This window comes from Sphingomonas xanthus, from assembly GCF_007998985.1.
GTDB classification, from domain to species: domain Bacteria; phylum Pseudomonadota; class Alphaproteobacteria; order Sphingomonadales; family Sphingomonadaceae; genus Sphingomicrobium; species Sphingomicrobium xanthum.
In genome coordinates, this window is sequence record NZ_CP041659.1 from 38679 (window position 1) to 65043 (window position 26365).

A 26365-nucleotide genomic window follows, 5' to 3' on the forward strand; every position below is an offset into this window, starting at 1 on the left:
TTGCCATTCACTTTGCAATCGCCATGCCAATCGGCGGCAACCGGGGAACTTGCATGTGGCTGTTGCATCGCAACATTTCAATAAGAAACTGATGAACGCGCATTTCCTACCGACCAATGGTGAAATTTCCCATGAACAGGCATGAACGTGCGATCCAAGGCGCACCGCTGCCGATCAAAGGACCAACGGATGAGTGACACGACCTTCGACCTCACACCTCCGACCGAGGAGCAGATGACGCATTTGATCGCAGGCCTGGATGAACAGGAGCGGCGGGTATTGCTGGAACATGGCACAGAGGCGCCCTTTTGCGGGACATTCCTCAACGAGAAGCGGGAAGGGGTGTTCACTTGCCGCCTTTGCGGCCTGCCCCTGTTCGGCGGCGGGACCAAGTTCGAAAGCGGCACCGGCTGGCCCAGCTTCACCGCGCCGTTTGCGGACGGGCACCTCAGCTATATCCGTGACACCAGCTATGGAATGGTCCGGACCGAAATCGTCTGCGCCCGCTGCGGTGCGCACCAGGGCCATGTGTTCGACGACGGACCGCCGCCGACTGGGCAGCGCTACTGCATCAACTCGGTCAGCCTTGCTTTCACGCCGAAGGGCGAACCGCTTCCCGACAGGCTAGGACGTGGGGAGCCCGAGGGAATGGCCGTGGGAGATCGTCCGGGCGCCTGATGGCAAATTGAACGGCGCAAACCGGGCATGGGCGCCGCGGCCTCCTTCCAGGGTTCGATCGACGTGAAATCGCGCCGGCAGTCGTGACTAGCGACCGGGAGGCTGGGGTGTTACGCTCGTCGGGCATCTCAGCATCCGCCTGCTGCTTTGTTCGATCAAGCCGGGGGTCCAATGTCGACAAGTGCCAAGCCGTTGTCCGAAGACCTTCAATTATCGCCGATCCTGCAAGCGCTGGCCGCATCGAACGCCACCGCGGTGGGAGAGAATTATTTTCCGGTGACGGTGAGAACATTGGCCAAGGTGCTCGGCGTGCGCTGGGTCTTGATCTCGACATTGCATCCTGCCGATCCGGGCATCGTGCGCACCGTCGCCGCCTGGGACAATGGTCCAACCGCGAATTTCCAATATGAGTTGAACGGTACCCCTTGCGCGAACCTCGTTACTCAAGGTGCCTGCGTTTACCCTGACGCGATCCAGGACCGGTTTCCTGAGGATCAGATGCTCCAGGACATGGGAGCGGAAAGCTATGTCGGCACACCGCTGCGTTCGGCCGCCGGAGACGTGATCGGGCTATTGGTTGCGCTAGACGAAAAGCCGATCACGGATCCCGACCATAAACGGCATATCATTGAACTGTTTGCAGGCCGCGCAGCGGCGGAGATCGAACGCCTGAGAACCTCATCGCTCAATGAGCGGCTCGGTCGCATCGTCGAAAATTCGGTCAGCGAAGTCTATATCTTCAATGGGGATACGTACCGCTTCGAACTCGTCAATCTCGGCGCACGCGAAAATCTGGGCTATTCGATCGAGGAACTCGGCTACCTTACGCCGTGGGACTTGAAGCCCTACTACACCGAAGCCGAGTTCAAGAGCTTCGTGGAGCCTCTGAAAATCGGCCAATCGCCCACGCTAACCTTCGAAACCGTTCACCAGAGAAAAGACGGTTCGTGCTACGATGTGTCGGTCCAGCTGCAATTCTTCGGCGGCGTCGACAATGTGTTTTACGCCTCGATCACGGACATTACCGACCGCAAGCGAGCAGAGGAGGCGCGCGCCCATCTCGCTGCAATCGTATCATCCTCGGAAGAAGCCATCCTTTCCAAGGGTCTAGACGGGATCATTCGCAGCTGGAACCAGGGCGCCGAGAAGATTTTCGGCTACTCCGCCTTCGAGGCAATCGGTCAATCGATCAATCTGATCATCCCTCCCGACCGGCGATCGGAAGAAGAAGATATTCGCAGCCGCTTGCGGCAAGGCGAAGTGTTCAGCAATTACGAAACCGTCCGCGTCCGGAAAGACGGTCAAGCGGTCGATGTGTCGGTGACGATATCACCTATTCTCGACTCCAGTGGAAAGATCGTTGGCGCATCGAGCATCGCCCACGACGTCAGCGAGCGAAAAAAGGCGGAGGTCCGCGAACGGCTTTTGATGGGCGAGGTCAATCATCGCGCCAAAAACCTGCTGTCATTGGTCCAGGTCATCGCCCGGCAAACTGCGGCGACCGATCCGGTGTCCTTCACCAAGCGGTTCGAAGAACGGATCCTGGCCTTGTCCGCGAGCCACGATGTCCTCGTTCATAATGCTTGGCAGGAGGTGCCGCTGGATGAATTGATCCGGTCTCAGCTGGGTCATTTCGAGGAAGCCATCGGCACGCGCATCAACCTGTCGGGAGAGCCGATCAAGATTACAGCCAATGCTGCGCAGGCAATCGCCATGGCGTTGCACGAGTTGGCGACCAATGCCGCAAAATATGGCGCTCTTTCAAATGAGCAGGGCACCGTCGACATTGGCTGGCGGGTCGATCACCGCGCGGACGCCGGCGAATGTTTCATCCTCACCTGGGCAGAAAGCGGCGGGCCAAAGACAAGTGCGCCCACCAAAAAGGGTTTCGGGTCAAAGGTCATCGAGCGCATACTCCGCTCACGGCTGGCCGGCGAAATCGAACTGCGTTGGGAGCCGTCAGGGCTGACGTTCCAATTGTCTTGCCCATGCGACACGGTGCTCGGCAATGATCCGGCGCCCTCAACCTGGTCTGTCGCCCGGCCTAATGCCGCGCCGGACGCTGACGAAGAACTCCAAAAGATCCTGGTGGTGGAAGACGAAACGCTAATCGCGTTGGAAATTTCGGAAAGCCTGCGCGAGGCGGGATTTGCCGTGATCGGGCCGGCATCGACCGTGCAGCAAGCCATCGACCTCTTGAACAGCTTGCACTGCCATGCCGCGATCCTCGACATCAATCTGGGAAATGAGACCTCCGCGCCCATTGCCGCGACGTTGTCAGGCCAGGGGCGGCCCTTCCTCACCGTCTCGAGCTGCGACGCTAGCGACCGGCCAGCCCCCTATGCAGGCTCTCCGCACCTGTCCAAGCCTGTCCGGCCTAGCGAACTGATCGATGCAATCAGCAAGCTGATCGGAGACGACGATGTTCGACCGTCGGCAGGGCGTAGACGCAGTGCCTAACCGGAGACGGTGAAGCCAATCTTCACCGTCACTTGATAGTGGGCAATCTGGCCGCCTTCGACATGGCCGCGGGTGTCAGTGACTTCGAACCATCGAATATTATCAATGGTGGCCGAAGCCCGCTTGATCGCGACCTGAATCGCGTCCTCGATGCTGTCGGGCGAGGAGCCTACCAACTCGACGACCTTGTAGACGTGATTGCTCATATTGGCGTCCTCCCGGATGGTCAGTCTCCCAGCATACGCCAGTTCAGCACAGGGTGACAATTGAAGGTCCGGTTTTGCTATCCGGACCTAGGGCTGAGCGCCTTGCTGCATCACCTCCCCGACGAATAGTTCGGGAGCGTAATGGCGATTACGGAGTTAAGCTCGGACAGGAGCGAAAGGCACCCATGATCGAAAAGGCAAAAGCAGGCGCCAAGGCGGAACTGGGCGTTCAAGGATTGGACGATATCACGGTAGGGGGTTTGTCCCGCGGCCGGCTGTTCTTGCTCGAAGGCAGCCCAGGTACGGGTAAGACCACGATCGCCACGCAGTTTCTCATGGCCGGAGCCAGAAATGGCGAACGGGCCCTGTACATCACCTTGTCAGAGACGGAGGACGAACTCAGGGCCTCGGCATTGTCACACGGGTGGTCATTGGAGGGAATCGACCTTTTTGAACTCGTGCCTCCCGAAAGTCTTCTCGACGAAGACCAGCAGCAGAGCTTGCTTTATTCCTCCGATCTCGAACTCGGCGAGACAACTCGGCGTATTTTCCAGTCATTCGAGCAAGTTAAGCCGGAACGGGTCGTGCTGGACAGCCTTTCGGAGATCCGGTTGCTGGCACAGTCATCGCTGCGTTACCGGCGACAGATCCTGGCCCTGAAGCATTATTTTGCCCGAAGCGGCGCGACAGTCCTTTTGCTCGATGACCTGTCCAGCGAGGCCAACGACCGCACGATGCATAGCGTCGCCCATGGGGTCATTCGCCTGGAGGAGCTAGCGCCCGAATATGGCGGCGAACGGCGCCGGCTGAGGGTCGTGAAGTACAGGGGGCAGCGCTATCGCGGCGGCAATCACGATTTCGTGATCGAGACAGGCGGCGTTCGTGTCTTCCCACGGCTCGTCTCCGCCGAACATCGCCAGGATTTCAAACGGGAGGTCCTGAAGAGCCAGTCTCCCCAACTCAACTCCCTGCTTGGAGGCGGCATCGAGCGCGGGTCGAGCGTGCTCATTCTAGGGCCGGCTGGCACCGGGAAATCCTTGCTGGCAATCAGCTTCATTGTCGGAGCATCCAAGCGCGGTGAACGGGCCGCGATGTTCGTGTTCGACGAAGAGATTGGACTGCTTTTTGAGCGAGCATTGGGGCTCGGGATCGACTTGCAGGCAATGGTCGACAGCGACCTTTTGACCATCGAACAGGTCGATGCGGCCCAACTGACGCCTGGCGAATTTTCCGAACGGGTCCGCCGCTGCGTAGAGGAGAAAGGTGCACGAACGGTCGTGCTCGATAGCCTCAATGGCTACCAGGCCGCGATGCCGGAGGAAAAATCCCTCGTGCTTCATATGCACGAGCTGCTGCAATATCTGAACCGGTGCGGCGTCTCGACCTTCCTTACCGTCGCGCAGCACGGACTGGTCGGGGACATGAAGGCCCCCGTCGACGTCACTTATCTCGCTGACACGGTTATTTTGCTGCGCTATTTCGAGGCGCGGGGTCGGGTTCGCCGGGCGATGTCGGTAATCAAGAAGCGGACGAGCGCGCATGAGGACACGATCCGGGAGTATAGGATCGATGAGAACGGTATTTCCCTTGGCGAGCCGCTTATGAGCTTCCAAGGGGTGCTTCGGGGCGTGCCCGAATTGGTCGACGACGGTGCAGTTCTCCCGAACGTTCCGACATGACGCTGAAATCATCGGAGCGCGCTGCAATTCTCGCGCCGCAAGGCCGCGACGCAGGAATTGCTTCGGCAATTTTGCGTGAAGCGAATGTCGAGACGAAAATCGTCGCGGACCTGGGTGAGCTTATTGCCACGCTAGACGAAGGCGCAGGCTTTGCCGTCCTCACCGAAGAGGCGCTGGAGGGGCTATCACTGGTTAGCCTGTCCGAGTGGATCGAAGGGCAAGAGGAGTGGTCGGACTTTCCCTTCGTCCTGCTGACCAAGCGGGGCGGCGGGCTCGAGCGCAATCCAGCAGCCGCCCGCTACCTGGAGCTGCTCGGAAATGCCACATTTCTTGAGCGCCCATTTCACCCGACGACGCTGGTCAGCCTTGCCCAGGCCGCCGTCCGCGGTCGCCGCCGTCAGTATGAAGCAAGAAGCCGACTTGCTGAACTCCAGCATCTCGCGGCCGATCTCGAACTCCGGGTCAAGCAACGTACTGCCGCTCATGAAACGGCAATGGCGCAGCTGCACGAAGTCCAGAAGATTGAGACGCTCGGGCAGTTAACGGGCGGGGTTGCGCACGACTTCAACAACTTGCTGACGCCCATAACCGGCGCCCTGGACATCGTGCATAAGCAATATGCTCAATCGGATCCGCGCGCGGCTCGGCTGCTCGGAAACGCGCTGAAGGCTGCAGACCGTGCAAGGATCCTGGTTCAGCGCCTGCTCGGTTTCGCCCGCCGACAGGCATTGCAGACCCAGCCAACAAACATCGTGCGATTAATCAATGGCATGCGAGACCTTATCGCCAGTTCGGTCGGGCCAACGGTCGAAATCAAGCTTAAGCATGATCCCGAAGTTCCCCATGCAAGTGTCGATCCGAACCAGCTGGAGCTGGCGATCCTGAATTTGTGCGTCAATGCACGTGACGCGATGCCGGACGGCGGGCAGCTCTCGATCATTACGCGCAAGGTAGTGGTGCATCCTGGCGAGGTGCCGCTGGTAAGGCCCGGTGATTATGTCGTGCTCTCCGTAACCGACGACGGTTGCGGGATGTCCGAGGCCACGCTCGGTCGGGCTATTGAGCCATTTTATTCCACTAAGGAGATTGGGCGGGGGACCGGGCTGGGATTGTCCATGGTGCATGGCCTTGCCGCGCAGCTAGGTGGGGGGTTCTTCATTCGCAGTGAACTAGGAGAGGGGACGACAGTCGAGCTCTATCTGCCGACCTCGGCGCAGGACGCATCCGATGCCGACCAATTCGCCACTGCAGACCCGAGGTCCAGCCTCGAACAGCTATCAATCCTTCTCGTCGATGACGAAGAATTGGTTCGCTTTGCAACTGCCGAGCTAATCCGCGACCTCGGTCATGAGGTGACCGATCTGGGGAGCGGATTTGAAGCGCTCGACTATCTCCGCGCCGGACACCAGGTCGATGTCGTGATCACCGACTATAAGATGCCGAGAATGGACGGGAAGGAACTGGCTCGGCGGATCGTGGAAATCGATCCATCGATACCAGTGCTGATCATCACCGGGTACACCGGGATCAGCAATCAGGAACTCAACCTGCCCCAACTCGCAAAGCCGTTTGGCCAGGCTGAGATCGCGGCGGCACTGACCCAGCTTCTTACAGATGGGGACAATGTCGTCCGGCTTATCCCGAAAAAATCGGGAGCCTGATCCTTACTGATCGAGGAAGCTGCGCATTTTCCGGGACCGGCTCGGATGCTTCAACTTCCTGAGCGCCTTGGCCTCAATCTGCCGAATCCGCTCACGGGTCACCGAAAACTGCTGCCCGACCTCTTCCAGCGTATGATCGGTGTTCATTCCGATGCCAAAACGCATGCGGAGAACGCGTTCCTCGCGGGGAGTAAGGCTGGCAAGCACGCGCGTCACGGTTTCCTTGAGATTCGCCTGGATAGCGGCATCGACCGGAATGACGGCATTCTTGTCCTCGATGAAATCACCCAGATGGCTATCTTCCTCGTCGCCGATCGGGGTTTCGAGGCTGATTGGCTCCTTGGCGATCTTCATCACCTTGCGAACCTTTTCGAGCGGCATCGACAGGCGCTCGGCCAATTCTTCCGGCGTAGGTTCGCGGCCCGTTTCGTGGAGAAACTGGCGGCTGGTTCGAACGAGCTTGTTGATCGTTTCGATCATGTGCACCGGGATGCGGATGGTCCGCGCCTGGTCGGCGATCGAGCGGGTGATCGCCTGGCGGATCCACCAGGTAGCGTAGGTGCTGAACTTGTAGCCGCGGCGATATTCGAACTTGTCGACCGCCTTCATGAGACCGATGTTGCCTTCCTGGATCAGGTCAAGGAACTGCAGCCCGCGGTTCGTGTATTTCTTGGCGATGGAGATGACGAGGCGCAGGTTCGCCTCAACCATTTCCTTTTTCGCGATGCGCGCTTCTCGCTCACCCTTCTGGACCTGGTTGACGATCCGGCGAAATTCCGGGAGCGCCATGCCGGTCGACTGGGAAATCTCGCTGATCTCGCCGCGAATGCGCTCGACACTGTCGGACTCGGCTGATGCAAAGGCCGCGAACTTCTTGTCGATGCTTGACGCGCGGTCGAGCCAGCTGTCGTCGAGCTCGCTGCCCATATAGCTTTCGAGGAAAGCCTTGCGCGGAACCCGGTGACGTTCGGCGAGGCGAAGCATTTGGCCGCCCAGCGCCGTCAGGCGACGATTGTAGGCGTAAAGCTGGTCGACCAGATATTCGATCTTGGCGGCGTGGAACTGAACGCTCTCCACTTCGGCCGTCAGCTGCTCGCTCAGTTTCTGATATTTTTTCTCGTCCGAAGCACTGAAATCTGCCCCGGCGCCCATGGCCGCAAGTCGGGACTGCTGGAGCTTGGAGAACTTCTTGTAGAGCGCGGTAATGCCGGCGAACTTCTCAAGCGCCATCGGCTTGAGCGCCTCTTCCATCTGCGCGAGGCTGAGGGTGTTGTCGTCTTCTTCTTCCTCGACCGGCCGCTGGGTGCGGCGTTCGGTCATGTCATCCTCTTCGTCGGCTGCCTGCTCCTCCTCGATATCCTCTTCTTCCTTGATCGAGGGGCCAGCGGTTTTTTCGCTGATCTCGTCCTCGCCGTCGCCTTCCTCGCTCTCGCTTATCTGCTCAGCGGTCGGGCCCTTGGACAGCATCGCTTCGAGGTCGAGGATCTCGCGCAGCTGCATCGTGCCTTCGTTGAGGGCGTTCGACCATTCGATGATTGCGTTGAAGGTGATCGGGCTTTCGCACAGCCCCCAGATCATCGTGTCGCGTCCGGCCTCGATTCGCTTGGCGATGGCGATCTCGCCTTCGCGGCTAAGCAACTCCACGGCGCCCATCTCGCGCAGGTACATGCGCACAGGGTCGTCGGTTCGGTCGACCGCTTCTTTCTTGGTGGCCACGGCCGGGCGAGGCGAGCCGCCCTCGTCGATCGGATCGACCTCTTCCTCGGGCTCGGCTTCCTTGTCCTCGTCGTCGCTGTCTTCATTCTCGACAATGTTGACGCCCATTTCGCTGATCGCGGACATGATGTCCTCGATCTGCTCGGAACTCATCTGGTCCTGGGGCAGCGCCTCGTTAAGTTCGTCATAGGTGATAACGCCCTTCTTCTTGGCACGCGCGATCAGTTTCTTGATCGCAACATCATTGAGGTCGATCAGCGGCGCATCGCCGGTGTCGGTTTCGGTTTCTGGGGTGTCTGTCTTGGCCATTCTCGCGCCCGCTTACTCATTGCTGGCAAGAGACGCCAGCCTGTCGTTGTATCTTGCCTTAGCCTGAAACAACCGCTGCTGCTCCACAAAGGCTTCTTCGCTAAACGTTTCGCCCAGGCGACGGGTCGCCTCGGCTAGCGCGACATCGATCTCCAGGCGGGCGCTTGCCAATTCCAAGGCAGCCGCCAGGTCGCTGGATGCAACCGCTGGATCGCTGTTTGCCCGTGTGAAAGAAAAGGCCATCGCACCGCGCCGAACATCCAGGCCCGCCGCATCGTTGGCCAATATGGTGGCAAGCCCCTCTCGATCAAGGGACTCGGCGCTCATTGCCAGTTCGACCAGCCGATCGCGCAGCGCTGCTGACTTGCTGTCAGCGAGGGAAAGGTGGGCCAATTCCTCTACATGGTCGTGGAGCGCTTCGGGATAAAGCAGGAAGCCCTGAAGGAGTGCGCGGGCCACCGGAGGCTCGACCCCGGTCTTGGCGAGGCTGCGGGTGGCGTCGAGGGTAGGCGGGGCAGGCGGCTGAAACCGCCCGCCCTTCTTTGTCCATTCGCGCCGAGGGTAAAGCGAGCGCGCTTCCCGCTGCGGGCGAACCAGCTCGTCGAATCGCCGGAGCCACTCGTCCCGGTAGAGCTGACGAACCGAGGGGTCAGCAATCGCCTGCGTGTGGTCGAGCAAACGGGCCTTAAGTCCGGCACGGGCCTCCGGCGTGTCGAGCGGCGCGGCCTCGACCTCATGGCGCCAAAGCCGGTCGACCAACGGCACCGGTTCGCCAAGTAAGGCTTCCACCGCGGCGTGTCCGCCTGCTCGCACAAGGTCGTCGGGGTCCTGGCCCGCGGGTAAAGCGACAAAGCGCAACGTGCGGTCGGGGCCCAGGTGCGGAAGAGCGCGAAGCGCTGCTCGGATTGCCGCCTTCTGACCGGCAGAGTCGCCATCGAAACAGCAAATTGGAGCAGGATCGAGCCGCCACATCCGCTCCAGCTGTGCCTCGGTGACCGCGGTGCCGTTGGGTGCGACCACCTCGGTGATTCCGGCGCGGTCGAGGGCAATTACGTCCATATAGCCTTCGACGACGAGCAGTCGGTGCGCCTGGCGAGAGGCGGGTCCGGCGCGGTCGATATTATAGAGGGTTCGCCCCTTGTCGAAGAGCGGCGTGTCGGGGCTATTGAGATATTTGGGTTCGCCGGGACCGAGAATTCGGCCGCCGAATGCGATGACCCGGCCGCGCTGGTCGCGAATCGGGATCATCACCCGGCCGCGGAACCGGTCGTAGGTTGGCTTGTCGGCCTCCTCGGGCCGGATCAGCATGCCGGTGTCAACCAGCTTGTCTTCGCCGACCCCGCTTAGCGCTGCCTTGAGCTTCCCGCGCGAATCGGGGGCAAAGCCAATACCGAACCTCTCGATCGCCTTGGCGTCGATGCCACGGTTGGCGAGGTAAGAGCGCGCTTCTGCCCCGTCGATGCCGGCCAACTGTTCGGCAAACCAGCGCTGGGCAGCGGCCATGACATCGTGAAGGCCGGCGGCGCGTTCGGCCTTTTCCCTGTCGCGGGGATCGGCAGCGGGGACGTCGATCCCGGCCTTCCCCGCCAACTCCTTGACCGCGTCCATGAAGGGAAGGCCACGATGATCGGTAAGGAAACGGATGGCGTCGCCATGTGCCCCGCAGCCGAAGCAGTGATAGAAGCCCTTCTCGTCGTTGACGGTGAAGCTGGGCGTCTTTTCATTGTGAAAGGGGCAGCAGGCTTTGAACTCGCGCCCAGCCTTCATCAGCTTGACCGACGGCGCGATGATCGCGCTCAAGGTCGTACGGGCACGCAGTTCGTCCAGCCAGGCTGGCGACAGGCTCACCCGGCGAGCGCCGCCTTGACCAGCGCACTGGCGCGGGCCGGCTCAATCTGGGTGCCAAGGCGCGATTTCACCTCGGTCATGACGCGCCCCATGTCCTTCATCGATGAAGCGCCCACTTCGGCAATGATCGCCTGGATTTCAGCGCTCGCCTGGGCTTCCGACAGCTGCGCAGGCAGGAACCGCTCGATCACCCTGATCTCGGCTTCCTCCTTGGCGGCCAGCTCCTCCCGGCCGCCCTTGCGATAAAGTTCGACCGATTCGCGGCGCTGCTTGATCATTTTCTGCAGCACTTCGGTGACCATCGCGTCGTCGTCGGGAGCCTGGCTGGAGGTTCGCAACTCGATGTCGCGATTCTTGATCGCTGACTGGATGAGACGGATCGTTGTTGTCGAGTCTTTGTCGCCGCCCTTCATGGCGCCGACCAGTGCAGCTTTGATGTCGTCGCGAATCATGCGCGTCTCGTCTCGTCCCAGCGGAAAAGGCCAGTCCTAACGGGGAAATGACTGCATTTACAGCCGTTGACGAGTCCGTCGAAGCAGCGTAGCGGCCATGGCTTAGCAACATCGCCGCAAAACCGAACGGAAAGGCACGTCCCGCCGATGGCCGAAGCACATCTCGCGCGCACCCAACAACCCGAGGGGGCGACGGGAGTCATCGTCTTCGCCGATGGGCGGACTATCTGGGGCAGGGGTTTTGGCAGCGAAGGACAAGTGGTCGGCGAGCTTTGCTTCCACACCGCCATGACTGGCTACCAGGAAGTCATGACCGACCCGTCCTTCGCGCGGCAGGTGATCGTCTTCACCTTCCCCCACATCGGCAATGTCGGCGCCAACGAAGAAGATGTTGAAGCCGGGGAGGCGCACGCGCTGGGCTGCCTGGTACGAGAGGCGGTGACCGTCCCTTCGAATTTTCGCAGTCAGCAAGCATTTCCCGAGTGGATGGCGTCGACCGGACGGATCGGCATCAGCGGCGTAGATACAAGGGCCTTAACCCGGCTGGTCCGCCGCGAGGGCCCGCCGACCATCGCGATTGCCCATAATCACCAGGGCCGGTTCGACCTCGACGCGCTCCAGCAGATGGCGGCCGAGTGGCCGGGGCTGGAAGGCATGGATCTCGCCAAGGAGGTCAGCCGGGATCATCAGGAAGCATGGAGTGGCGGGGGCTGGGAACTCGGCGCGGGCTATCGGATGGGCGGCGACGAGGCATCGCGGCCACATGTCGTCGCCATAGACTACGGCGCCAAGCGAAACATTTTCCGCAACCTTGTCGAAGCCGGCGCGCGGGTAACGGTGCTGCCGGCAGCGGCCTCGTTCGAAGAGATCATGGCGCACGACCCCGATGGGTTCTTCCTGTCGAACGGACCGGGTGATCCGGCGGCAACCGGGGAATATGCGGTCCCCGTGATCCGGCAGATGCTCGACAGTGGAAAGCCGCTGTTCGGCATCTGCCTTGGGCATCAGATGCTAGCCCTGGCTGTCGGCGGCAGGACCACTAAGATGTTTCAGGGCCACCGCGGCGCCAATCACCCGGTCAAACGGCTCGAAGACGGCGCAGTCGAGATCACCAGCATGAACCATGGCTTCGCAGTCGAGCGGCAGGGCCTGCCGAACAACATCCGCGAAACCCATGTCAGTCTATTTGATGACAGCAATTGTGGGATCGAACTGACCGACCGCCCAGCGTTCAGCGTCCAGTACCATCCCGAGGCCAGCCCGGGGCCGCAGGACAGCTTCTATCTATTCGAGAAGTTTGTCGGAATGATGCGGTGAGGCGGCTAGCTGCCACTGCCATGACTGCGCTTGTACTGTCCGCCTGCGCCACGCCGCGCATGCACAGCGTCAACGAACTCAATGCCGCCGGTCTGGCCTGCGGCCTAACCTATGGTGAACTCATCCAGGATGAGGAGGCAAAAAAGCTGCTGATCCTGTTTCGGGTCCAGCCTAGCCCCGACAAGCGCCGCTGCGTCCAGGACTGGGCGCGCAAAAACCACCTGAAGCTCGTCGTAATCGACGGCATCCAGTTTCCCGAGCAAGGACCATAATGCCCCGCCGCACCGATATCAGCTCCATCCTCATCATCGGCGCCGGTCCGATCGTCATCGGCCAGGCCGCCGAGTTCGACTATTCGGGAAGCCAGGCAGTCAAGGCCCTGAAAGCCGAGGGCTATCGCGTCATCGTCGTCAATTCGAACCCGGCGACGATCATGACCGATCCCGAATTGGCGGATGCCACCTACATCGAGCCGATCACGCCTGAGATCGTCGAGCGGATCATCGAGAAGGAAAAGCCCGACGCGCTGTTGCCGACGATGGGCGGGCAGACCGCGCTGAACACCGCGCTGACGCTCAACAAGAACGGGGTTCTGGAAAAGCATGGCGTCCAACTGATCGGCGCGCAGGCCGAGGCGATCGACAAGGCCGAGGACCGGCAGAAATTCCGTGAGGCGATGGACCGGATCGGACTTGAATCGGCGCGTAGCGGAATCGCACATAATCTCGAAGACGCGTTGAAAGTCCTTGAAACGACAGGACTTCCCTCGATCATTCGGCCAAGCTTCACACTTGGCGGGACTGGTGGCGGGGTCGCCTACAACCGGGAGGAATTCGAAGCGATCGTCAAGTCGGGGCTAGACGCCTCGCCGACTACCGAGGTGCTGATCGAGGAGAGCCTGCTCGGTTGGAAGGAATTTGAAATGGAAGTCGTGCGCGATCGCGCCGACAACGCCATCATCGTCTGCTCGATCGAAAATGTCGATCCGATGGGCGTCCACACCGGCGACAGCATCACCGTAGCCCCTGCGCTGACGCTGACTGACAAGGAATATCAGCGGATGCGCACCGCCTCGATCGCGGTGCTTCGTGAAATCGGTGTGGAAACGGGCGGTTCCAACGTCCAGTTCGCGGTCAATCCGAAGGACGGGCGAATGATCGTCATCGAGATGAACCCGCGCGTTTCGCGGTCCTCGGCGCTGGCGTCAAAGGCCACCGGTTTCCCAATTGCCAAGGTCGCGGCCAAGCTTGCGGTCGGCTATACCCTCGACGAGATCGCTAACGACATAACCGGCGGTGCCACTCCGGCCTCATTCGAGCCGACAATCGATTACGTCGTGACCAAGATCCCGCGCTTCGCCTTCGAAAAGTTCAAGGGATCGCAACCGCTGCTTTCCACCGCCATGAAGTCGGTGGGCGAGGTAATGGCGATCGGGCGCAGCTTTGCGGAAAGCTTGCAGAAGGCATTGCGTGGACTTGAGACGGGTCTGTGCGGCCTCGACCGGATGCGCGACCTGGAGCATGCCGCCCCTGAGGACATCGAGAATGCGCTGGCTCGCGCAACGCCCGACCGTCTGCTGGTCGCGGCCGAAGCGCTCCGCCAGGGTTTCTCGATCGAGCGCATTCACGAAATCGCCGGTTTTGATCCCTGGTTTCTCGGACGCCTCGCTGAAATCGTGGCGGCCGAAGAGCAGGTACGCGACAAGGGCATCCCTCACGATGCTGCGGAAATGCGCCGGCTGAAGGCCATGGGCTTCTCCGATGCCCGGCTTGCCCAGCTGGCACTGCGTTCGGCTCATGTCGAACGGGAGATGAGCGAGGCCGCCGCACGCGGGTCAGGCATTGTCCATGACGCACTGCGCGGTCTTACCGGCGGAATAACCGAGGCAGAGGTCCGCAAGGCCCGCCTTAAGCTCGGTGTGCGCCCGGTATTCAAGCGGATCGACAGCTGCGCCGCAGAATTCGATGCCGCGACGCCATATCTATATTCGACCTACGAGGCGCCGCTATTCGGCGAGGCCGAGGACGAGGCCGAGATTTCCGATCGGAAGAAGGTGGTGATCCTCGGCGGCGGTCCCAACCGCATCGGCCAGGGCATCGAATTCGATTATTGTTGCTGCCATGCCAGCTTCGCCCTCAAGGACGCAGGGCTCGAAACCATCATGGTCAATTGCAATCCGGAAACGGTATCGACTGATCCCGAAACATCGGACCGCCTCTATTTCGAGCCGTTGACCGGCGAGGACGTGCTGGAGATCGTCCACCGTGAGGCGGAAAAGGGGACGCTGGTAGGCGTCATCGTCCAGCTCGGCGGACAAACACCGCTCAAACTCGCTGCCGAGCTGCAGGCTGAGGGCATTCCGATCCTCGGCACCTCTCCCGACAGTATCGACCTTGCCGAAGACCGTGAGCGCTTTGCCAAGCTCGTCGACCAGCTCGGTCTCAAACAGCCTGCCAACGGCCTTGCGCGAAGCCGCGACGAAGCGATGGCGGTCGCCGAGCGCATTGGTTATCCGGTGCTCCTCCGCCCAAGCTATGTGCTCGGTGGGCGGGCGATGGAGGTGGTGGATGGGCCGGAACAGCTCGACCATTACATCGCGACCGCGGTGCAGGTGTCGGGCTCCTCTCCCGTGCTGATCGATCGCTATCTACGCGACGCTATCGAGGTGGACGTGGATGCCATCAGCGACGGAACCGATGTCGTGGTCGCAGGCGTGCTCCAGCATATCGAGGAAGCGGGCGTCCATTCGGGCGACAGCGCCTGCTCGATCCCTCCCTACAGCTTGCCAGCCGACGTCGTGGCAGAAATCGAACGGCAGACCGAGGCACTGGCCCTAGCGCTGAAGGTCAGGGGTCTGATGAATGTCCAATATGCAGTGAAGGACCGGGAAGTCTATTTGATCGAGGTGAACCCACGCGCCAGCCGCACCGTGCCATTCGTTGCCAAGGCTATTGGCCGGCCGATCGCCAAGATAGCTGCGCAGGTCATGGCAGGCGAACCGCTGGCCTCGTTCGAGCCGATCAACCGAGACATCAAGCATATCGCCATCAAGGAAAGCGTATTTCCCTTTGCGCGCTTCCCCGGGACCGACCCGGTGCTCTCACCGGAAATGAAGAGCACCGGTGAAGTCATGGGAATCGATAGCAATTTTAACATCGCTTTTGCGAAGTCGCAGCTTGGCGGCGGGGTCCTGTTACCCAATGAGGGAACGGTATTTGTGTCGGTCAAGGATACCGACAAGCAGCATATCACCGCGGCCGCGGCGAAGATGGTGGAGCTGGGGTTCAAACTGATCGCGACTGGTGGGACGGCTGACCACATCGCCGAGCAAGGCCTGCCCGTCGAACGGGTCAACAAGGTGGCCCAGGGGCGACCGCACATCGTTGACCGGATCGTTGATGGCGACGTCCAGCTGGTGTTTAACACCACCGAGGGCTGGCAGTCGCTGAAGGACAGTCAGGCGATTCGCGAGGCGGCGCTGAAAAACAAGGTGCCTTACTTTACGACCGCGCCCGCCAGTCTCGCAACGGCCAACGCGATCGAGGCTCTTCGCGGCCACGCGCTTGAAGTCCGCTCGCTCCAAGCCTATTATTCGGCATCCTGACTGGATTTCTTTACAGTTCGTCCGCGACCGCGCCGCCCTTCCAAGAACCGGCGCCCGGGCAGCTTTTGGCAAAGGGGTGAGTGAACATGGCAAGCGACAAGGTCCCGATGCTGGCCGAAGGCCACCGGCAGCTGACCGAAGAGGTAAAGCGGCTGAAGCTTGAGCGACCGGAGATTATCGACGCAATCGAAGAGGCTCGCGCTCACGGGGACCTTTCCGAGAACGCCGAATATCATGCCGCGAAAGAGCGGCAGGGTCATATCGAGGCTTCGATCGCGGAGATGGAAGACCGGCTGAGCCGCGCTCTCGTCATCGACCCAACGACATTGTCGGGGGACAAGGTGGTGTTTGGCGCCACGGTCACGCTGCTCGACGAAGAGGACAAGGAAGTCCGCTATCAGTTGGTCGGCCAGCAGGAAGCCGATGCTCGAGTGGGGCGCATCAGTTACAATTCGCCGCTGGGACGCGCGCTTATTGGCCGTCAGAAAGGTGAGGAGGTCGAAGTTTCGACCCCCGCCGGTGACCGCTATTACAAGATTGCCAAGATCGAGTTCATCTGATGTTGCGCCTGAAGAGCGCGACGGTGGGCATCGGGCTGGTTACGCTGGCCACCTCGCTGCTCGCGCTCTTCGGGGGGCTCGGACTATTCGTCACCAGCTTCGGCTTTATCCCGGCACGGCTTTCGGGCCTCATCCACTGGCCTGACGCCCTTCCTGCCTGGATCACGCCTCTCTCGTCGGCGCTGATTCACGGGGGCTGGACCCACCTCATCGTCAACATGGCGATGCTGCTGTTCATCGGCGCCCATGTCGAGCGGATCATCGGTGGAGCGGGGCTCCTGATGGCCTATGTCGTCGGTGCCCTCGTAGCCGCGCTGTCCCAATATGCAGTCGACCCATCGAGTCCGGTGCCCATGGTGGGCGCAAGCGGGGCTATCAGCGCGCTATTCGGTCTCTACGCATTGTTTTACGGTCGCCAGAAGCGGCTGCTTTCCAGCGCCGTGCTCAATCGCGCAATGCATGTCGCCTGGTTACTCGCGACCTGGATCGTGCTGCAGTGGATGGCGGGCATGATCGCCGGCGCAGAAGGCGTCATGCTTGCGACCCCCGCCCATATTGGCGGATTCATCGCCGGGCTACTACTTCACCGGCCGCTGCTGATGTGGCGGTACCGCAAAGCCTAGTCTTTGGGGCGCGCGATACCGTCTGCATCGGGCTCGAGCAGTCGGTGCAGGTGCACCACCACATATTTGATTTCCGCGTCGTCCACTGTTCGCTGGGCTGCGCCCCGCCAAGCCTCCTCCGCGGTTGCATAGCTGTCGAACAGGCCGACAAGGTCAATCTTGTCGAGATCGGTGAATTCCAGGCCCTGCGGATCCTTGACCCGCCCGCCGAAGACGAGGTGAAGCTTGCTCATGGCAAGCGCCGCTAGCCCTTGTTTCGCACCGCGTCCAGCGCTGCCTTGCCCGACGTGCGCGCCGCCTCACCGATCCCATCAACGAGCGACTGTACGGCTGACGAGCCGGCATCCTTAGTAATGTTCAGTTCGGTCAGCTTTTCGCGGCCCGCTTCCTTGGCTGCGCTTGCTGCAACCTTGGCGCTGTCGGCGATGCGTCGACCGGTGGATCCGAGTAGCTTCTGCTCAGCTTCGGTCTTTGGCAGGATCGCGGCAATCAGCGCGCCGAGCGCAAGGCCGCCGCCCAAGGCGAGGAGAGGGGCTTGTCCAATCCCGTCGCCAGCCTTCCGGCGGGCCTGGGCGGCCCGTTCCCGGGCGCTGTCATATGCATCGATGGCGCGTTCGCGCGCGCCCTCGATTGCTTCTCCGGCCCGATCGCGGATCGAGGCGTGTGTTTCGTTAGGGGCTTGTTCGTTGTTGTTCATTGCGCTTTCTCCGGTTTGGTCGCGCTTGCGGCCTTGGCGCGCGCGCGGCGGCGCGGCGCCGGCAAGCCGCCAGCTTCAGGTTCAGACGACAACGTTGCAGGCTTGGCCTTGGGTTCCTTCTTGGTCGGCTGCTTGGATGACGTCATGGCGTCAACCAATCGGCTTGCCGCATCCTTGATCGGTTGCCGGGCCAGGAACATCGTCAGCGCGGCCATTGCGCCGCCGACCGCAACCGGACGCTTTTTTACCGCGTCGACCGCGTCTTCGGCCAAGTCCGCGCCCTTGACCTTGGCGGTTTCCCAAAGGTCACTCATGATCCTTTGAGGGTTGAGAGCGTCGGTGAGGTCGCCGATGGTCTCGATCAGCTGGGCCTTGGCGCGGCTGACTTCAGCTTCCGCAAGCTCGACTTTATGTTCCTTAATCACCGATTGCCTCGATCTTTCGCTTGGCGAGATAGGCAAGCAGCGCGGCAATCCCCAATAGCGTCACTGTGACAATTAGTCCGCCGAGCAGCGGCCCGAGCAGGGCTGCCAGTGCAAGGACGAGCGTAACGCTAAGCGCGATAAGCGCTGCCGTCGCGATAATCAGTGCGGCGATGCCTAGTGCAAGGGGAGGGCGATAGGCCTGTGCCCTTTCCGCCATCTTGGCCTTGACCAGCTCCAGCTCGGCCTGTGCGTAACCGCGGCCGTCATCGACCAGCCGCTCGAGCAGTTCGCTCAGCGGAACATCCTCCTCGGCCTTGCCCCCGTGCGATGCCATGGCCGTCAGCTGGACTTTTTGTCCTGGTCGAACCCGGACTTGACCAGCCGGACAAGCGCGAAACCGACAATCGCAGCGCCGGCGAGCGCAACGCCCGGGCTCTTGCGCACGAATTCCCGGCTGTCGTCGATCAGTTCGTCGGCATCTTTCGCGGCCAATTTGTTGGCAGCTTCCTCGATCGCGCTCGCGGCCCGGCGGGCGTAATCGCCATATTCCGCGCCCAATCGTTCATCGAGGCCGTCGGCTGTGTCCCCAACCAGCTTGGAGACATTCGCCAGCGCCTCGCTCGACCGCTCGAGTCCCTGGCTGACGAAACCCCGGGCCTTGTCTGCGGCCTGGCCGGAGAGCTTCTCGCTCCCCGAGCGAAGTTTTTCGATTGCTCGGTCTTTTGAAGTCGGTTCGCGCACGATGAGAGCCTCCTCGGTATCGGTTGCGGACGCGCCAGCGATGACGGTGTCGGTGCCTTCGGGAAGCTCATTTGGATTGGCCATGCTTTATCTCCTCCTTTTCGGATTCAACCCGGGACCCCCGCCCATCGTTCCGGCGACGGATTTGCTGCCGACAAGTTGCACCCTTTGCCGCGCGCCGTATAGGGGCCGCAACGAGCTTACAGACCCATTTATCGAAAAGGCAGCGCAATGACCGCAATCGTCGACATTCACGCCAGGCAGATTCTCGACAGCCGCGGGAACCCGACGATCGAAGTCGACGTGACCCTGGAGGACGGGTCGTTGGGCCGGGCAGCGGTCCCCTCGGGCGCTTCGACCGGGGCCCATGAAGCTGTCGAGAAGCGTGACGGCGACCCGGCGCGCTGGGGCGGCAAGGGCGTCGGCGAGGCTGTGCGCGCGGTCAATGGCGCCATTGCCGATGCCATTCTTGGATATGACGCCGAGGACCAGGCCGAGATCGATGCAGCGATGATCGACCTCGACGGGTCCACGAACAAGGCAAAGCTTGGCGCCAATGCCATTCTCGGTGTCAGTCTGGCCACGGCAAGGGCAGCGGCGGAAGCGCGCGGCCTGCCGCTGTACCGGTATGTCGGCGGCGTTGGCGCAACGATCCTGCCGGTGCCGATGATGAACATCCTCAACGGCGGGGCCCATGCCGACAATCCGATAGATTTCCAGGAATTCATGGTCATGCCTGTGGGCGCCGAGAGTTTTTCGGAGGCCCTGCGCTGCGGGACTGAGATTTTCCACGCGCTGAAATCGGCGCTTCACGGCAAGGGACTGAGCACCGCGGTCGGCGATGAAGGCGGTTTCGCGCCTAACATCGCTTCGGCGCGCGCGGCGCTGGACCTCATCGCCGAAGCGACCTCCAGCGCTGGCTACAAGCTGGGCGAGGACGTGCTGATCGCGCTTGATTGTGCCTCCACTGAATTCTTCAAGGACGGCGGCTACGTCATGGAAGGCGAGGGGCGGACCTTGTCGCCCGACGAAATGGCGGCCTACCTCGCCGAGCTTTGCGACGCATATCCGATTGCATCGATCGAAGACGGCATGGCAGAGGATGACATGGCCGGCTGGAAAGCGCTCACCGAACGGCTCGGCGGCCGGGTCCAGCTCGTAGGCGATGACCTGTTCGTGACCAACGAAGCGCGATTGGCCGACGGTATTCGCGACGGGATCGCCAATTCGATCCTGGTAAAGGTCAACCAGATCGGCACGCTCACTGAAACGATCAATGCCGTTCGGCTGGCGCAGTCGTCGGGCTATACCGCGGTGATGTCCCATCGGTCGGGTGAGACCGAGGATTCGACCATCGCCGACCTTGCGGTGGCGCTGGGCTGCGGCCAGATCAAGACGGGCAGCCTGGCCCGGTCGGATCGGACCGCCAAATATAATCAGCTGCTGCGCATCGAGGAGGAATTGGGCGACATGGCCCGCTATCCCGGCGTCGCCGCGCTCAAGGCCTACCATTCTCGCTGAACCCCAAAAAAATTCTGTGAATCAAAGGCATGAAATGCCTTGCCTTCATGGCGTCTTTCTGATTCTGTGAAGGAGATGACGGGGAAGCCGAACAGCGTTGGATTGATCCGCCGGGCCGCTTGGCCTGCGCTGGCGCTGATCGTCGTCGGCAGCTTCGCCGGTCATGCCGTCGCCGGACCGAATGGTCTCTTCGCCTGGCGCGGCTATTCCCAACAGCTTGAAATGCGAAAGGCCGAGCTTGCGCAGCTGGAGGCCGAGCGTGACCGGTTACGTCACCGCTCGACACTGCTTGACCCGCGCAAGGCCGATCCCGACCTCGCCGATGAGATGGTCCGCAAGGATTTGGGCCTCGTTCGCGCCGATGAAGTCGTCGTTCCTCTCGAAGACTGAGGCGAACCGACGCTACGGCATTGCCCTTTCGGGCCTGTGGCTCCTATAGCGCGCGCAAACGAACGACAGTGGAGAGGTCCGTGGCGAAAACCGCCCGCAAGAGTGCTGCCCCCGCCGCAGCGCCCGGCAAACCTAATCGGGAGCGTCCCGGCGAGCCGGAGCGCTACAAGGCGTCGAAGGACGAGCTGCTCGATTTTTACAAGCAGATGCTCCTCATCCGCCGCTTCGAGGAGCGGGCGGGCCAGCTTTACGGACTCGGGCTGATCGGTGGCTTCTGCCACCTCTACATCGGCCAGGAAGCGGTAGCAGTCGGACTTCAAAGCGCGATGAAGGTCGGGCGCGACAGCGTCATCACCGGCTATCGCGACCATGGCCACATGCTGGCTTATGGCATCGACCCCAACGTCATCATGGCCGAGCTGACCGGCCGCGCCGCCGGCATTTCCAAGGGCAAGGGCGGTTCGATGCACATGTTCAGCGTCGAGCATGGCTTTTACGGCGGCCATGGCATCGTCGGTGCGCAGGTCGCCTTGGGCACGGGCCTTGCCTTCAAGCATCAATATTCGGGCGATGGCGGCACCTGCCTTGCCTATTTCGGTGACGGCGCTGCCAACCAGGGCCAGGTCTACGAGAGCTTCAACATGGCGAAGCTGTGGGACCTCCCGGTCATCTACGCCATCGAGAACAACAAGTATGCGATGGGCACCGCGGTCGAGAGGTCGGCTTCGGAGCCTGACTTCTACAAGCGTGGCGAGAGCTTCCGTATCCCCGGCATCCAGGTCGATGGCATGGATGTGTTGGCTGTCCGCGGCGCGGCCGAGGAAGCGATGAAATGGACCCAGGCAGGGAAGGGGCCGATCATTCTCGAACTCCTTACCTATCGGTATCGCGGACATTCGATGTCGGACCCGGCCAAGTATCGCACGAAAGAAGAAGTCCAGGATTATCGCGAGCATCGCGACCCGATCGACCTTGCCGCCGCCGAATTAGGAAAGCTTGGCGTCAAAGAGGACGAGCTCAAGGCGATCGACAAGGAAATCAAGGATATCGTCGTCGCTTCTGCGAAGTTTGCTGAAGAAGCGCCGGAGCCGGATCCGGCCGAACTGTACACCGATGTTCTGGTGGAGAGCTATTGATGTCCGTCGAACTGAAGATGCCCGCCCTCTCCCCGACGATGGAGGAAGGCACGCTGGCCAAATGGCTGGTGAAGGAAGGCGATGAAGTGTCGTCGGGCGACATCCTGGCCGAGATCGAAACCGACAAGGCGACGATGGAGTTCGAGGCAGTCGACGAAGGGACCATCTCCAAGATCCTGGTCGCAGAAGGCACCGACGGCGTGAAGGTTGGAACGGTCATCGCCCTCATGGGCGGCGATGGCGCCGCCTCGGTCGATCCGGAGCCCAATGCGGAGCCGGCGGCTCCGCAGCCCGCGCCCAGGACCGATGATCCGGCGCCAAAGCCGGTCGTCAAGGCGCCAACCATGGCCGCAACCGACGTCCCCGAGGGAACCGAGATGAAGCCGACCACGGTTCGCGAAGCGCTGCGCGACGCGATGGCCGAAGAAATGCGCCGGGACGAGCGGGTGTTCGTGATGGGCGAAGAGGTCGCGCAGTACCAGGGCGCTTACAAGGTAACCCAGGGCTTGCTCGACGAGTTCGGACCCAAGCGTGTCGTAGATACGCCAATCACCGAATATGGCTTTGCTGGTCTCGGGTCAGGCGCAGCCATGGGCGGACTGAAGCCCGTGATCGAATTCATGACCTTCAACTTCGCGATGCAGGCGATCGACCACATCATCAATTCGGCGGCCAAGACCAATTATATGTCGGGCGGCCAGATGCGTTGCCCGATCGTGTTCCGTGGCCCTAACGGCGCGGCCAGCCGGGTTGGCGCCCAGCACAGCCAGAATTACGGTCCCTGGTACGCATCCGTCCCGGGGCTGGTGGTAATTGCTCCGTATGACAGTGCTGACGCCAAGGGCCTGCTGAAAGCCGCGATTCGAAGCGAAGACCCAGTGGTCTTCCTCGAAAACGAATTGCTCTACGGCCAGAGCTTCGGCGTTCCGATGGTCGAGGACTATGTCTTGCCGATCGGCAAGGCGCGCATCATGCGGGAGGGAAGTGACGTCACGCTGGTCAGCTATTCGATCGGTGTTGGCGTCGCGCTGGACGCTGCCGACCAGCTGGCAGGTGAGGGGATCGAGGCCGAGGTTATCGATCTTCGCACCTTGCGACCGCTCGACAAGGAGGCGGTGTTGACGTCGCTCGCCAAGACAAATCGGCTCGTAGTGGTCGAGGAAGGCTGGCCGACCTGCTCGATCGCGAGCGAGATCATGGCGATCTGCATGGAAGAAGGCTTTGACGATCTCGATGCGCCGGTGCTTCGGGTGACCGACGTCGACGTGCCGCTGCCTTATGCGGCGAACCTTGAAAAGATGGCGATCATTCGCGCCGATGACGTCGTGAAGGCGGCCAAGGCGGTCTGCTATCGATAAGCCGGGCGCGCCGATGCGCGACCGTGACCTGGTTCGCCTGCATTGGCCGGTCGAGCTTCGGCCCGCTTTCGATGCGCTGTTCGATATCGATGATGCGCTTCGTAGCGTCGTGACTTCGTCGACCCAGCCCGCCCTCGGGGCGATCAGGTTGGCCTGGTGGCGTGAAGCCCTTGAACAGCTCGACCATCGTGGTCCGCCGCCGGAACCCCGGTTGCAATCAGTGGCGGCGGTGCTCTTGCCGCGCGGTATTCGTGGCGAAGAGTTGGGCATGCTTGAAGACAGCTGGCTCGCCATGCTTGATGAGGAGCTTGATCCGGACCGGATAGGTGAGGGTGGGGCGATGCTATTCGCTCTGGCAGCAAGACTGTTGGAAGTTGATGACCCGAAGCTGGCTTGGGCAGGGCGGCTATATGGAGTGGCGAGGGCGAGGCGCCTGTCACTGGCATTGAACCGCGCAGATGCAGTTGATGTGTTGAGAGGCCATCGTTTTCCGCGACGAATTCGACCGTTGACGTCATTGGCGCGCCTCGCTGCGCGCGACCTGAGATATGGCCATGGAACGGAACCCGAAGCGACTCCGGGTCGAGCTGGGGCAATCCTGCTGCACCGGCTGTCTGGAAGGGTTGCTTAAACGGGCACCTTGTTTTGAGCGCCTTCTCACTCTCGCCGCTAGCCGAATGGAGCGCCGACGTGAGTTGCTTTGTATGGGCTAAACTGAACGGTATCCCGATTTCTCGTAGATCTCGCTGATGCGCTCACCGTCCCAGCGATAGGTCAGATGCCTCTCCTGGATGCAGTCTGCCAGGCAGCGCGGACGGAATACGCCTACGCAGGTGCCGCCGGGCGCGCGGACGCTGTCGTAAATGACACCATTCGAACCTTCGTTGCGGAGCCGGGCTCCCAGTTTCTGGCCGGCAGAATAATCAGCCGGATCCAGAATCTCCGGGTAGGTGCCTTGGCAGCTCCGAAGATTATGAAGGTCGCAGGTAACCGTCGCAACATAGACGCGCTGGTCGATCTCAATCGGTGCCTCGTCCGTGGCCGCAAGGAACACTTCGCGATGGTACTTTGTCTCGGCAATTGCGGTGTCGAGTTCCGTGGCGGCGTAATAGACGCCGTAAGTCCCGTCGGTGAAGCGCGACCCGCTCGGGTTGAGGTGAGTGAAGGCCGCCATAACCGGGGTCGTGCTCGGGCCCGCCACCCGGTCTTCAGGCGCAACTAGCTGAAGCTGACCGATCTGCTCGCGGACGCGGTCATTGGTAAGGCCTTCAACTTCGTAGAGTGCGTCGAGGTCTTCGACGCTTGCGATGTCGTCGAAGATCGAACGGGGCGGGAAGATGGTGGGAATGATGCGATAGACGCGCCATCCCGTCACCGCCACCGGTGGCTCGTAGCACTCCAGGCTGACCATCTAGCCGCGCTGAGCGTCGAGATACTGGCGAACAACATAGAGGTCGCTCACGTTGCCGGACGTCATGCGGTCGAGCGCCGACTGGCCGTTGAACAGCGGCGCCTTGTTGGGCTTGCGCATCCAGCCGTTCGCCCGCGCCGGGATCGGGAGCAGGATATTGATCGCCTTGAAGATGCCGAAAACGTAGGAGATGCGCTCCAGCGTATCGCGGCTGATCTTAGAGACATTACCAGCCTTCCAGCTTTGAAGCGTGGAACGGCTTTTCAGGCCCAGGATCGCCATCTGCTCAACTTCCGAAAGCTCCCACTGCTTGGCGATGTTGAAGAATCCGCGCAGCGCCGGCCCGCCAAGGTGGTTAGTCGAACTCGCCCGATCGAGGTGAAGTGCTTCGGCCATTGGCAATCTCCGAGTATTTACGGAATATAGGCAAAACACCCTCTCATGTCTAGATTATAGACAAACGGACTAAAACGCGTGGCTGCTTGCTCTGCCGCGGAAGGGAGCCCTGAGAACCAGCTTGGCTGCATGACGCTCAGGACGTCTGACGCAGGACGATCGCTTCAACCAGCTGTACTACTGAGCAAGCCTCTTCAAACGATGCCAGCCGATGATCGTGGCCGTCGAGCATCAGGCCAAGCTCATCCAGCTGCGAAGTAGGAGCCGACCCTTCTCCAATTTGTGTCTGGCCATAATGAAGCTGGTACCAATCGAAGAGCGTTGCGGCGGCCAGCTCCCCGCGGACTTCGAGGGAGTTGTGGTCTTCGATGTCGCCAGTCACGGCCCCATCGATGACCAACTCAACCCCATTGAAATCGAGTTTGCAGTGAAGGATTTCCTCTGTCGCTGGACCCCACTGGATCGACCGCTCCACCAGTTTGCCGGGGCCGAACAGCCGGCCCGCGAGATACAGAAAATGGGAAATGACCTCTCGGACGAAACCGCCCTCTGTCGGGCTTCGCAACCAGTCGCCGGCCTGGGCCTGCCATCGCCGCGGCCACTCCGCGAAGCGCAAGGTGAGCCTTGCCGCGACATTGGGGCCAAGCTCGCCGGACTGGACAATCCGTTGCAACTCTAGAGCAGCGGACGCTGTTGCATGCGGATAATTGACCGCCGCTGCCACACCGGCTGCCTCAACAGCGCCAACCGCCGCATGCGCATCCGCAACATCAGTGCAAAGAGGTTTCTCGCAAAAGATCGCCTTGCCGGCCTTCGCTGCTTGATTGATCAGGTCGAGATGCGTCGCGGGCGGCGAGGCAATGTAGACGCACTCGACGTCAGGATGGCAAATGAGATCCTTTGCACTGGCGGTCGCCAACGCTGTGCCGACCGCGGATTTTGCGTACGGGTCATAGTGAGCAACCACTCGGATTTCCGGATGGCCTTCTGCCGCTTGGGCAAATCGCTGCCCCATCAGGCCCAGCCCGATTATTCCGACGCCGTGCAAACTCTTATCTCCTGCGAACCTCGGCCTGGAGTAGGTCAAGAATATCGTTCCGGGAACGCCCCTTCCGGGCAATTTAAGTTTGCATCGATGCAATCGAGAAATGCGTCTTTAGTGAATTCCGCGCGCGCT

Annotated in this window: 26 protein-coding genes; 14 read left to right on the forward strand and 12 right to left on the reverse strand. The window is 61.3% G+C overall.

Features of this window, described 5'->3' with window-relative positions; translation table 11 throughout:
* Positions 1 to 189 precede the first annotated feature (189 nt).
* Together msrB and FMM02_RS00180 are read left to right on the forward strand one after the other, a co-directional pair.
* Positions 190 to 678 carry a peptide-methionine (R)-S-oxide reductase MsrB gene (gene msrB / locus FMM02_RS00175; protein WP_147492974.1) on the forward strand — a complete coding sequence of 163 codons (489 nt, stop codon included), beginning with the start codon at positions 190 to 192 and terminating at the stop codon, positions 676 to 678.
* A gap of 171 nt (positions 679 to 849) precedes the next feature.
* On the forward strand, positions 850 to 3138 hold the full coding sequence (locus tag FMM02_RS00180; RefSeq protein WP_147492975.1) for a PAS domain S-box protein: 2289 nt from the start codon (positions 850 to 852) through the stop codon (positions 3136 to 3138).
* Here FMM02_RS00180 and FMM02_RS00185 read toward each other — a convergent pair.
* The gene (locus FMM02_RS00185; protein WP_147492976.1) at positions 3135 to 3344 is read right to left on the reverse strand and encodes a dodecin; all 210 of its coding nucleotides are present in this window, start codon (positions 3342 to 3344) and stop codon (positions 3135 to 3137) included. The two genes, FMM02_RS00180 and FMM02_RS00185, sit on opposite strands and share 4 nt — an antisense overlap.
* Before the next feature lie 185 nt (positions 3345 to 3529).
* On the opposite strand from FMM02_RS00185, the gene FMM02_RS00190 reads away from it, so the two are divergent.
* Both FMM02_RS00190 and FMM02_RS00195 read left to right on the forward strand, forming a co-directional pair.
* Positions 3530 to 5023, forward strand: coding sequence for an ATPase domain-containing protein (locus tag FMM02_RS00190; protein WP_147492977.1), 1494 nt, complete (start codon positions 3530 to 3532; stop codon positions 5021 to 5023).
* Positions 5020 to 6684 carry an ATP-binding protein gene (locus FMM02_RS00195; protein WP_147492978.1) on the forward strand — a complete coding sequence of 555 codons (1665 nt, stop codon included), beginning with the start codon at positions 5020 to 5022 and terminating at the stop codon, positions 6682 to 6684. Before FMM02_RS00190 ends, FMM02_RS00195 begins: the two co-directional genes overlap by 4 nt.
* A 3-nt stretch (positions 6685 to 6687) precedes the next feature.
* Here the strand turns inward: FMM02_RS00195 and rpoD are convergent, their stop codons facing one another.
* The 3 genes from rpoD to FMM02_RS00210 are packed head-to-tail and all read right to left on the reverse strand — an operon-like array spanning position 6688 to position 11009.
* Complete coding sequence (gene rpoD, locus FMM02_RS00200) at positions 6688 to 8709, reverse strand: RNA polymerase sigma factor RpoD (protein ID WP_147492979.1); 2022 nt, start codon at positions 8707 to 8709, stop codon at positions 6688 to 6690.
* Between the two features lie 12 nt (positions 8710 to 8721).
* Positions 8722 to 10557, reverse strand: a complete 1836-nt coding sequence (dnaG, locus tag FMM02_RS00205) for a DNA primase (RefSeq protein WP_147492980.1) — start codon at positions 10555 to 10557, stop codon at positions 8722 to 8724.
* On the reverse strand, positions 10554 to 11009 hold the full coding sequence (locus tag FMM02_RS00210; protein ID WP_147492981.1) for a GatB/YqeY domain-containing protein: 456 nt from the start codon (positions 11007 to 11009) through the stop codon (positions 10554 to 10556). The genes dnaG and FMM02_RS00210 overlap by 4 nt, the downstream gene beginning before the upstream one ends.
* Before the next feature lie 147 nt (positions 11010 to 11156).
* Between FMM02_RS00210 and carA the strand changes: the two genes are divergently transcribed.
* The 5 genes from carA (at position 11157) to FMM02_RS00235 (ending at position 17113) form a co-directional block, all read left to right on the forward strand.
* Complete coding sequence (carA, locus tag FMM02_RS00215) at positions 11157 to 12326, forward strand: glutamine-hydrolyzing carbamoyl-phosphate synthase small subunit (RefSeq protein ID WP_147492982.1); 1170 nt, start codon at positions 11157 to 11159, stop codon at positions 12324 to 12326.
* A 20-nt stretch (positions 12327 to 12346) separates the two neighbouring features.
* Positions 12347 to 12598, forward strand: a complete 252-nt coding sequence (locus tag FMM02_RS00220) for a hypothetical protein (protein WP_147492983.1) — start codon at positions 12347 to 12349, stop codon at positions 12596 to 12598.
* Positions 12598 to 15930, forward strand: a complete 3333-nt coding sequence (gene carB / locus FMM02_RS00225; RefSeq protein ID WP_147492984.1) for a carbamoyl-phosphate synthase large subunit — start codon at positions 12598 to 12600, stop codon at positions 15928 to 15930. The genes FMM02_RS00220 and carB overlap by 1 nt, the downstream gene beginning before the upstream one ends.
* Before the next feature lie 86 nt (positions 15931 to 16016).
* Positions 16017 to 16490 carry a transcription elongation factor GreA gene (gene greA, locus FMM02_RS00230; RefSeq protein WP_147492985.1) on the forward strand — a complete coding sequence of 158 codons (474 nt, stop codon included), beginning with the start codon at positions 16017 to 16019 and terminating at the stop codon, positions 16488 to 16490.
* The gene (locus FMM02_RS00235) at positions 16490 to 17113 is read left to right on the forward strand and encodes a rhomboid family intramembrane serine protease (RefSeq protein ID WP_147492986.1); all 624 of its coding nucleotides are present in this window, start codon (positions 16490 to 16492) and stop codon (positions 17111 to 17113) included. Before greA ends, FMM02_RS00235 begins: the two co-directional genes overlap by 1 nt.
* Here the strand turns inward: FMM02_RS00235 and FMM02_RS00240 are convergent.
* Genes FMM02_RS00240 through FMM02_RS00260 form a run of 5 tightly spaced genes read right to left on the reverse strand, consistent with a single transcriptional unit; the run spans position 17110 to position 19060 of the window.
* Positions 17110 to 17346: a DUF4170 domain-containing protein gene (locus tag FMM02_RS00240; protein WP_147492987.1), complete on the reverse strand. Its 237-nt coding sequence runs from the start codon at positions 17344 to 17346 to the stop codon at positions 17110 to 17112. The genes FMM02_RS00235 and FMM02_RS00240 overlap by 4 nt on opposite strands.
* Before the next feature lie 11 nt (positions 17347 to 17357).
* A complete protein-coding gene (locus FMM02_RS00245) occupies positions 17358 to 17810 on the reverse strand; it encodes a hypothetical protein (RefSeq protein WP_147492988.1) in 453 nt (150 codons plus the stop codon).
* Positions 17807 to 18235, reverse strand: a complete 429-nt coding sequence (locus FMM02_RS00250) for a DUF3618 domain-containing protein (RefSeq protein ID WP_187107791.1) — start codon at positions 18233 to 18235, stop codon at positions 17807 to 17809. The genes FMM02_RS00245 and FMM02_RS00250 overlap by 4 nt, the downstream gene beginning before the upstream one ends.
* Positions 18228 to 18569 carry a phage holin family protein gene (locus FMM02_RS00255; RefSeq protein WP_147492990.1) on the reverse strand — a complete coding sequence of 114 codons (342 nt, stop codon included), beginning with the start codon at positions 18567 to 18569 and terminating at the stop codon, positions 18228 to 18230. The genes FMM02_RS00250 and FMM02_RS00255 overlap by 8 nt, the downstream gene beginning before the upstream one ends.
* A gap of 5 nt (positions 18570 to 18574) precedes the next feature.
* Complete coding sequence (locus FMM02_RS00260) at positions 18575 to 19060, reverse strand: hypothetical protein (protein ID WP_147492991.1); 486 nt, start codon at positions 19058 to 19060, stop codon at positions 18575 to 18577.
* Positions 19061 to 19207: 147 nt separating this feature from the next.
* Between FMM02_RS00260 and eno the strand changes: the two genes are divergently transcribed.
* From eno to FMM02_RS00285, 5 genes are all read left to right on the forward strand, one after another.
* Positions 19208 to 20497, forward strand: coding sequence for a phosphopyruvate hydratase (eno, locus tag FMM02_RS00265; protein WP_147492992.1), 1290 nt, complete (start codon positions 19208 to 19210; stop codon positions 20495 to 20497).
* Positions 20498 to 20572: 75 nt separating this feature from the next.
* Positions 20573 to 20887: an FtsB family cell division protein gene (locus FMM02_RS00270; RefSeq protein ID WP_147492993.1), complete on the forward strand. Its 315-nt coding sequence runs from the start codon at positions 20573 to 20575 to the stop codon at positions 20885 to 20887.
* 80 nt (positions 20888 to 20967) lie between these two features.
* The gene (gene pdhA, locus FMM02_RS00275) at positions 20968 to 22023 is read left to right on the forward strand and encodes a pyruvate dehydrogenase (acetyl-transferring) E1 component subunit alpha (protein ID WP_147492994.1); all 1056 of its coding nucleotides are present in this window, start codon (positions 20968 to 20970) and stop codon (positions 22021 to 22023) included.
* Entirely contained in the window at positions 22023 to 23381 is a 1359-nt protein-coding gene (locus tag FMM02_RS00280; RefSeq protein ID WP_147492995.1) for a pyruvate dehydrogenase complex E1 component subunit beta, read from the forward strand. The genes pdhA and FMM02_RS00280 overlap by 1 nt, the downstream gene beginning before the upstream one ends.
* A gap of 13 nt (positions 23382 to 23394) precedes the next feature.
* A complete protein-coding gene (locus FMM02_RS00285) occupies positions 23395 to 24012 on the forward strand; it encodes a hypothetical protein (RefSeq protein WP_147492996.1) in 618 nt (205 codons plus the stop codon).
* 78 nt (positions 24013 to 24090) lie between these two features.
* Here FMM02_RS00285 and FMM02_RS00290 read toward each other — a convergent pair whose 3' ends face one another.
* The 3 genes from FMM02_RS00290 to FMM02_RS00300 all read right to left on the reverse strand — a co-directional run bounded on the left by FMM02_RS00290 (position 24091) and on the right by FMM02_RS00300 (position 26275).
* Positions 24091 to 24792 carry an RES family NAD+ phosphorylase gene (locus tag FMM02_RS00290; RefSeq protein ID WP_147492997.1) on the reverse strand — a complete coding sequence of 234 codons (702 nt, stop codon included), beginning with the start codon at positions 24790 to 24792 and terminating at the stop codon, positions 24091 to 24093.
* Positions 24793 to 25188 (reverse strand): MbcA/ParS/Xre antitoxin family protein, encoded by a 396-nt coding sequence (locus tag FMM02_RS00295; protein WP_147492998.1) that lies wholly within the window; start codon positions 25186 to 25188, stop codon positions 24793 to 24795.
* Between the two features lie 136 nt (positions 25189 to 25324).
* Positions 25325 to 26275: a Gfo/Idh/MocA family protein gene (locus FMM02_RS00300; protein WP_147492999.1), complete on the reverse strand. Its 951-nt coding sequence runs from the start codon at positions 26273 to 26275 to the stop codon at positions 25325 to 25327.
* Positions 26276 to 26365 lie beyond the last annotated feature (90 nt).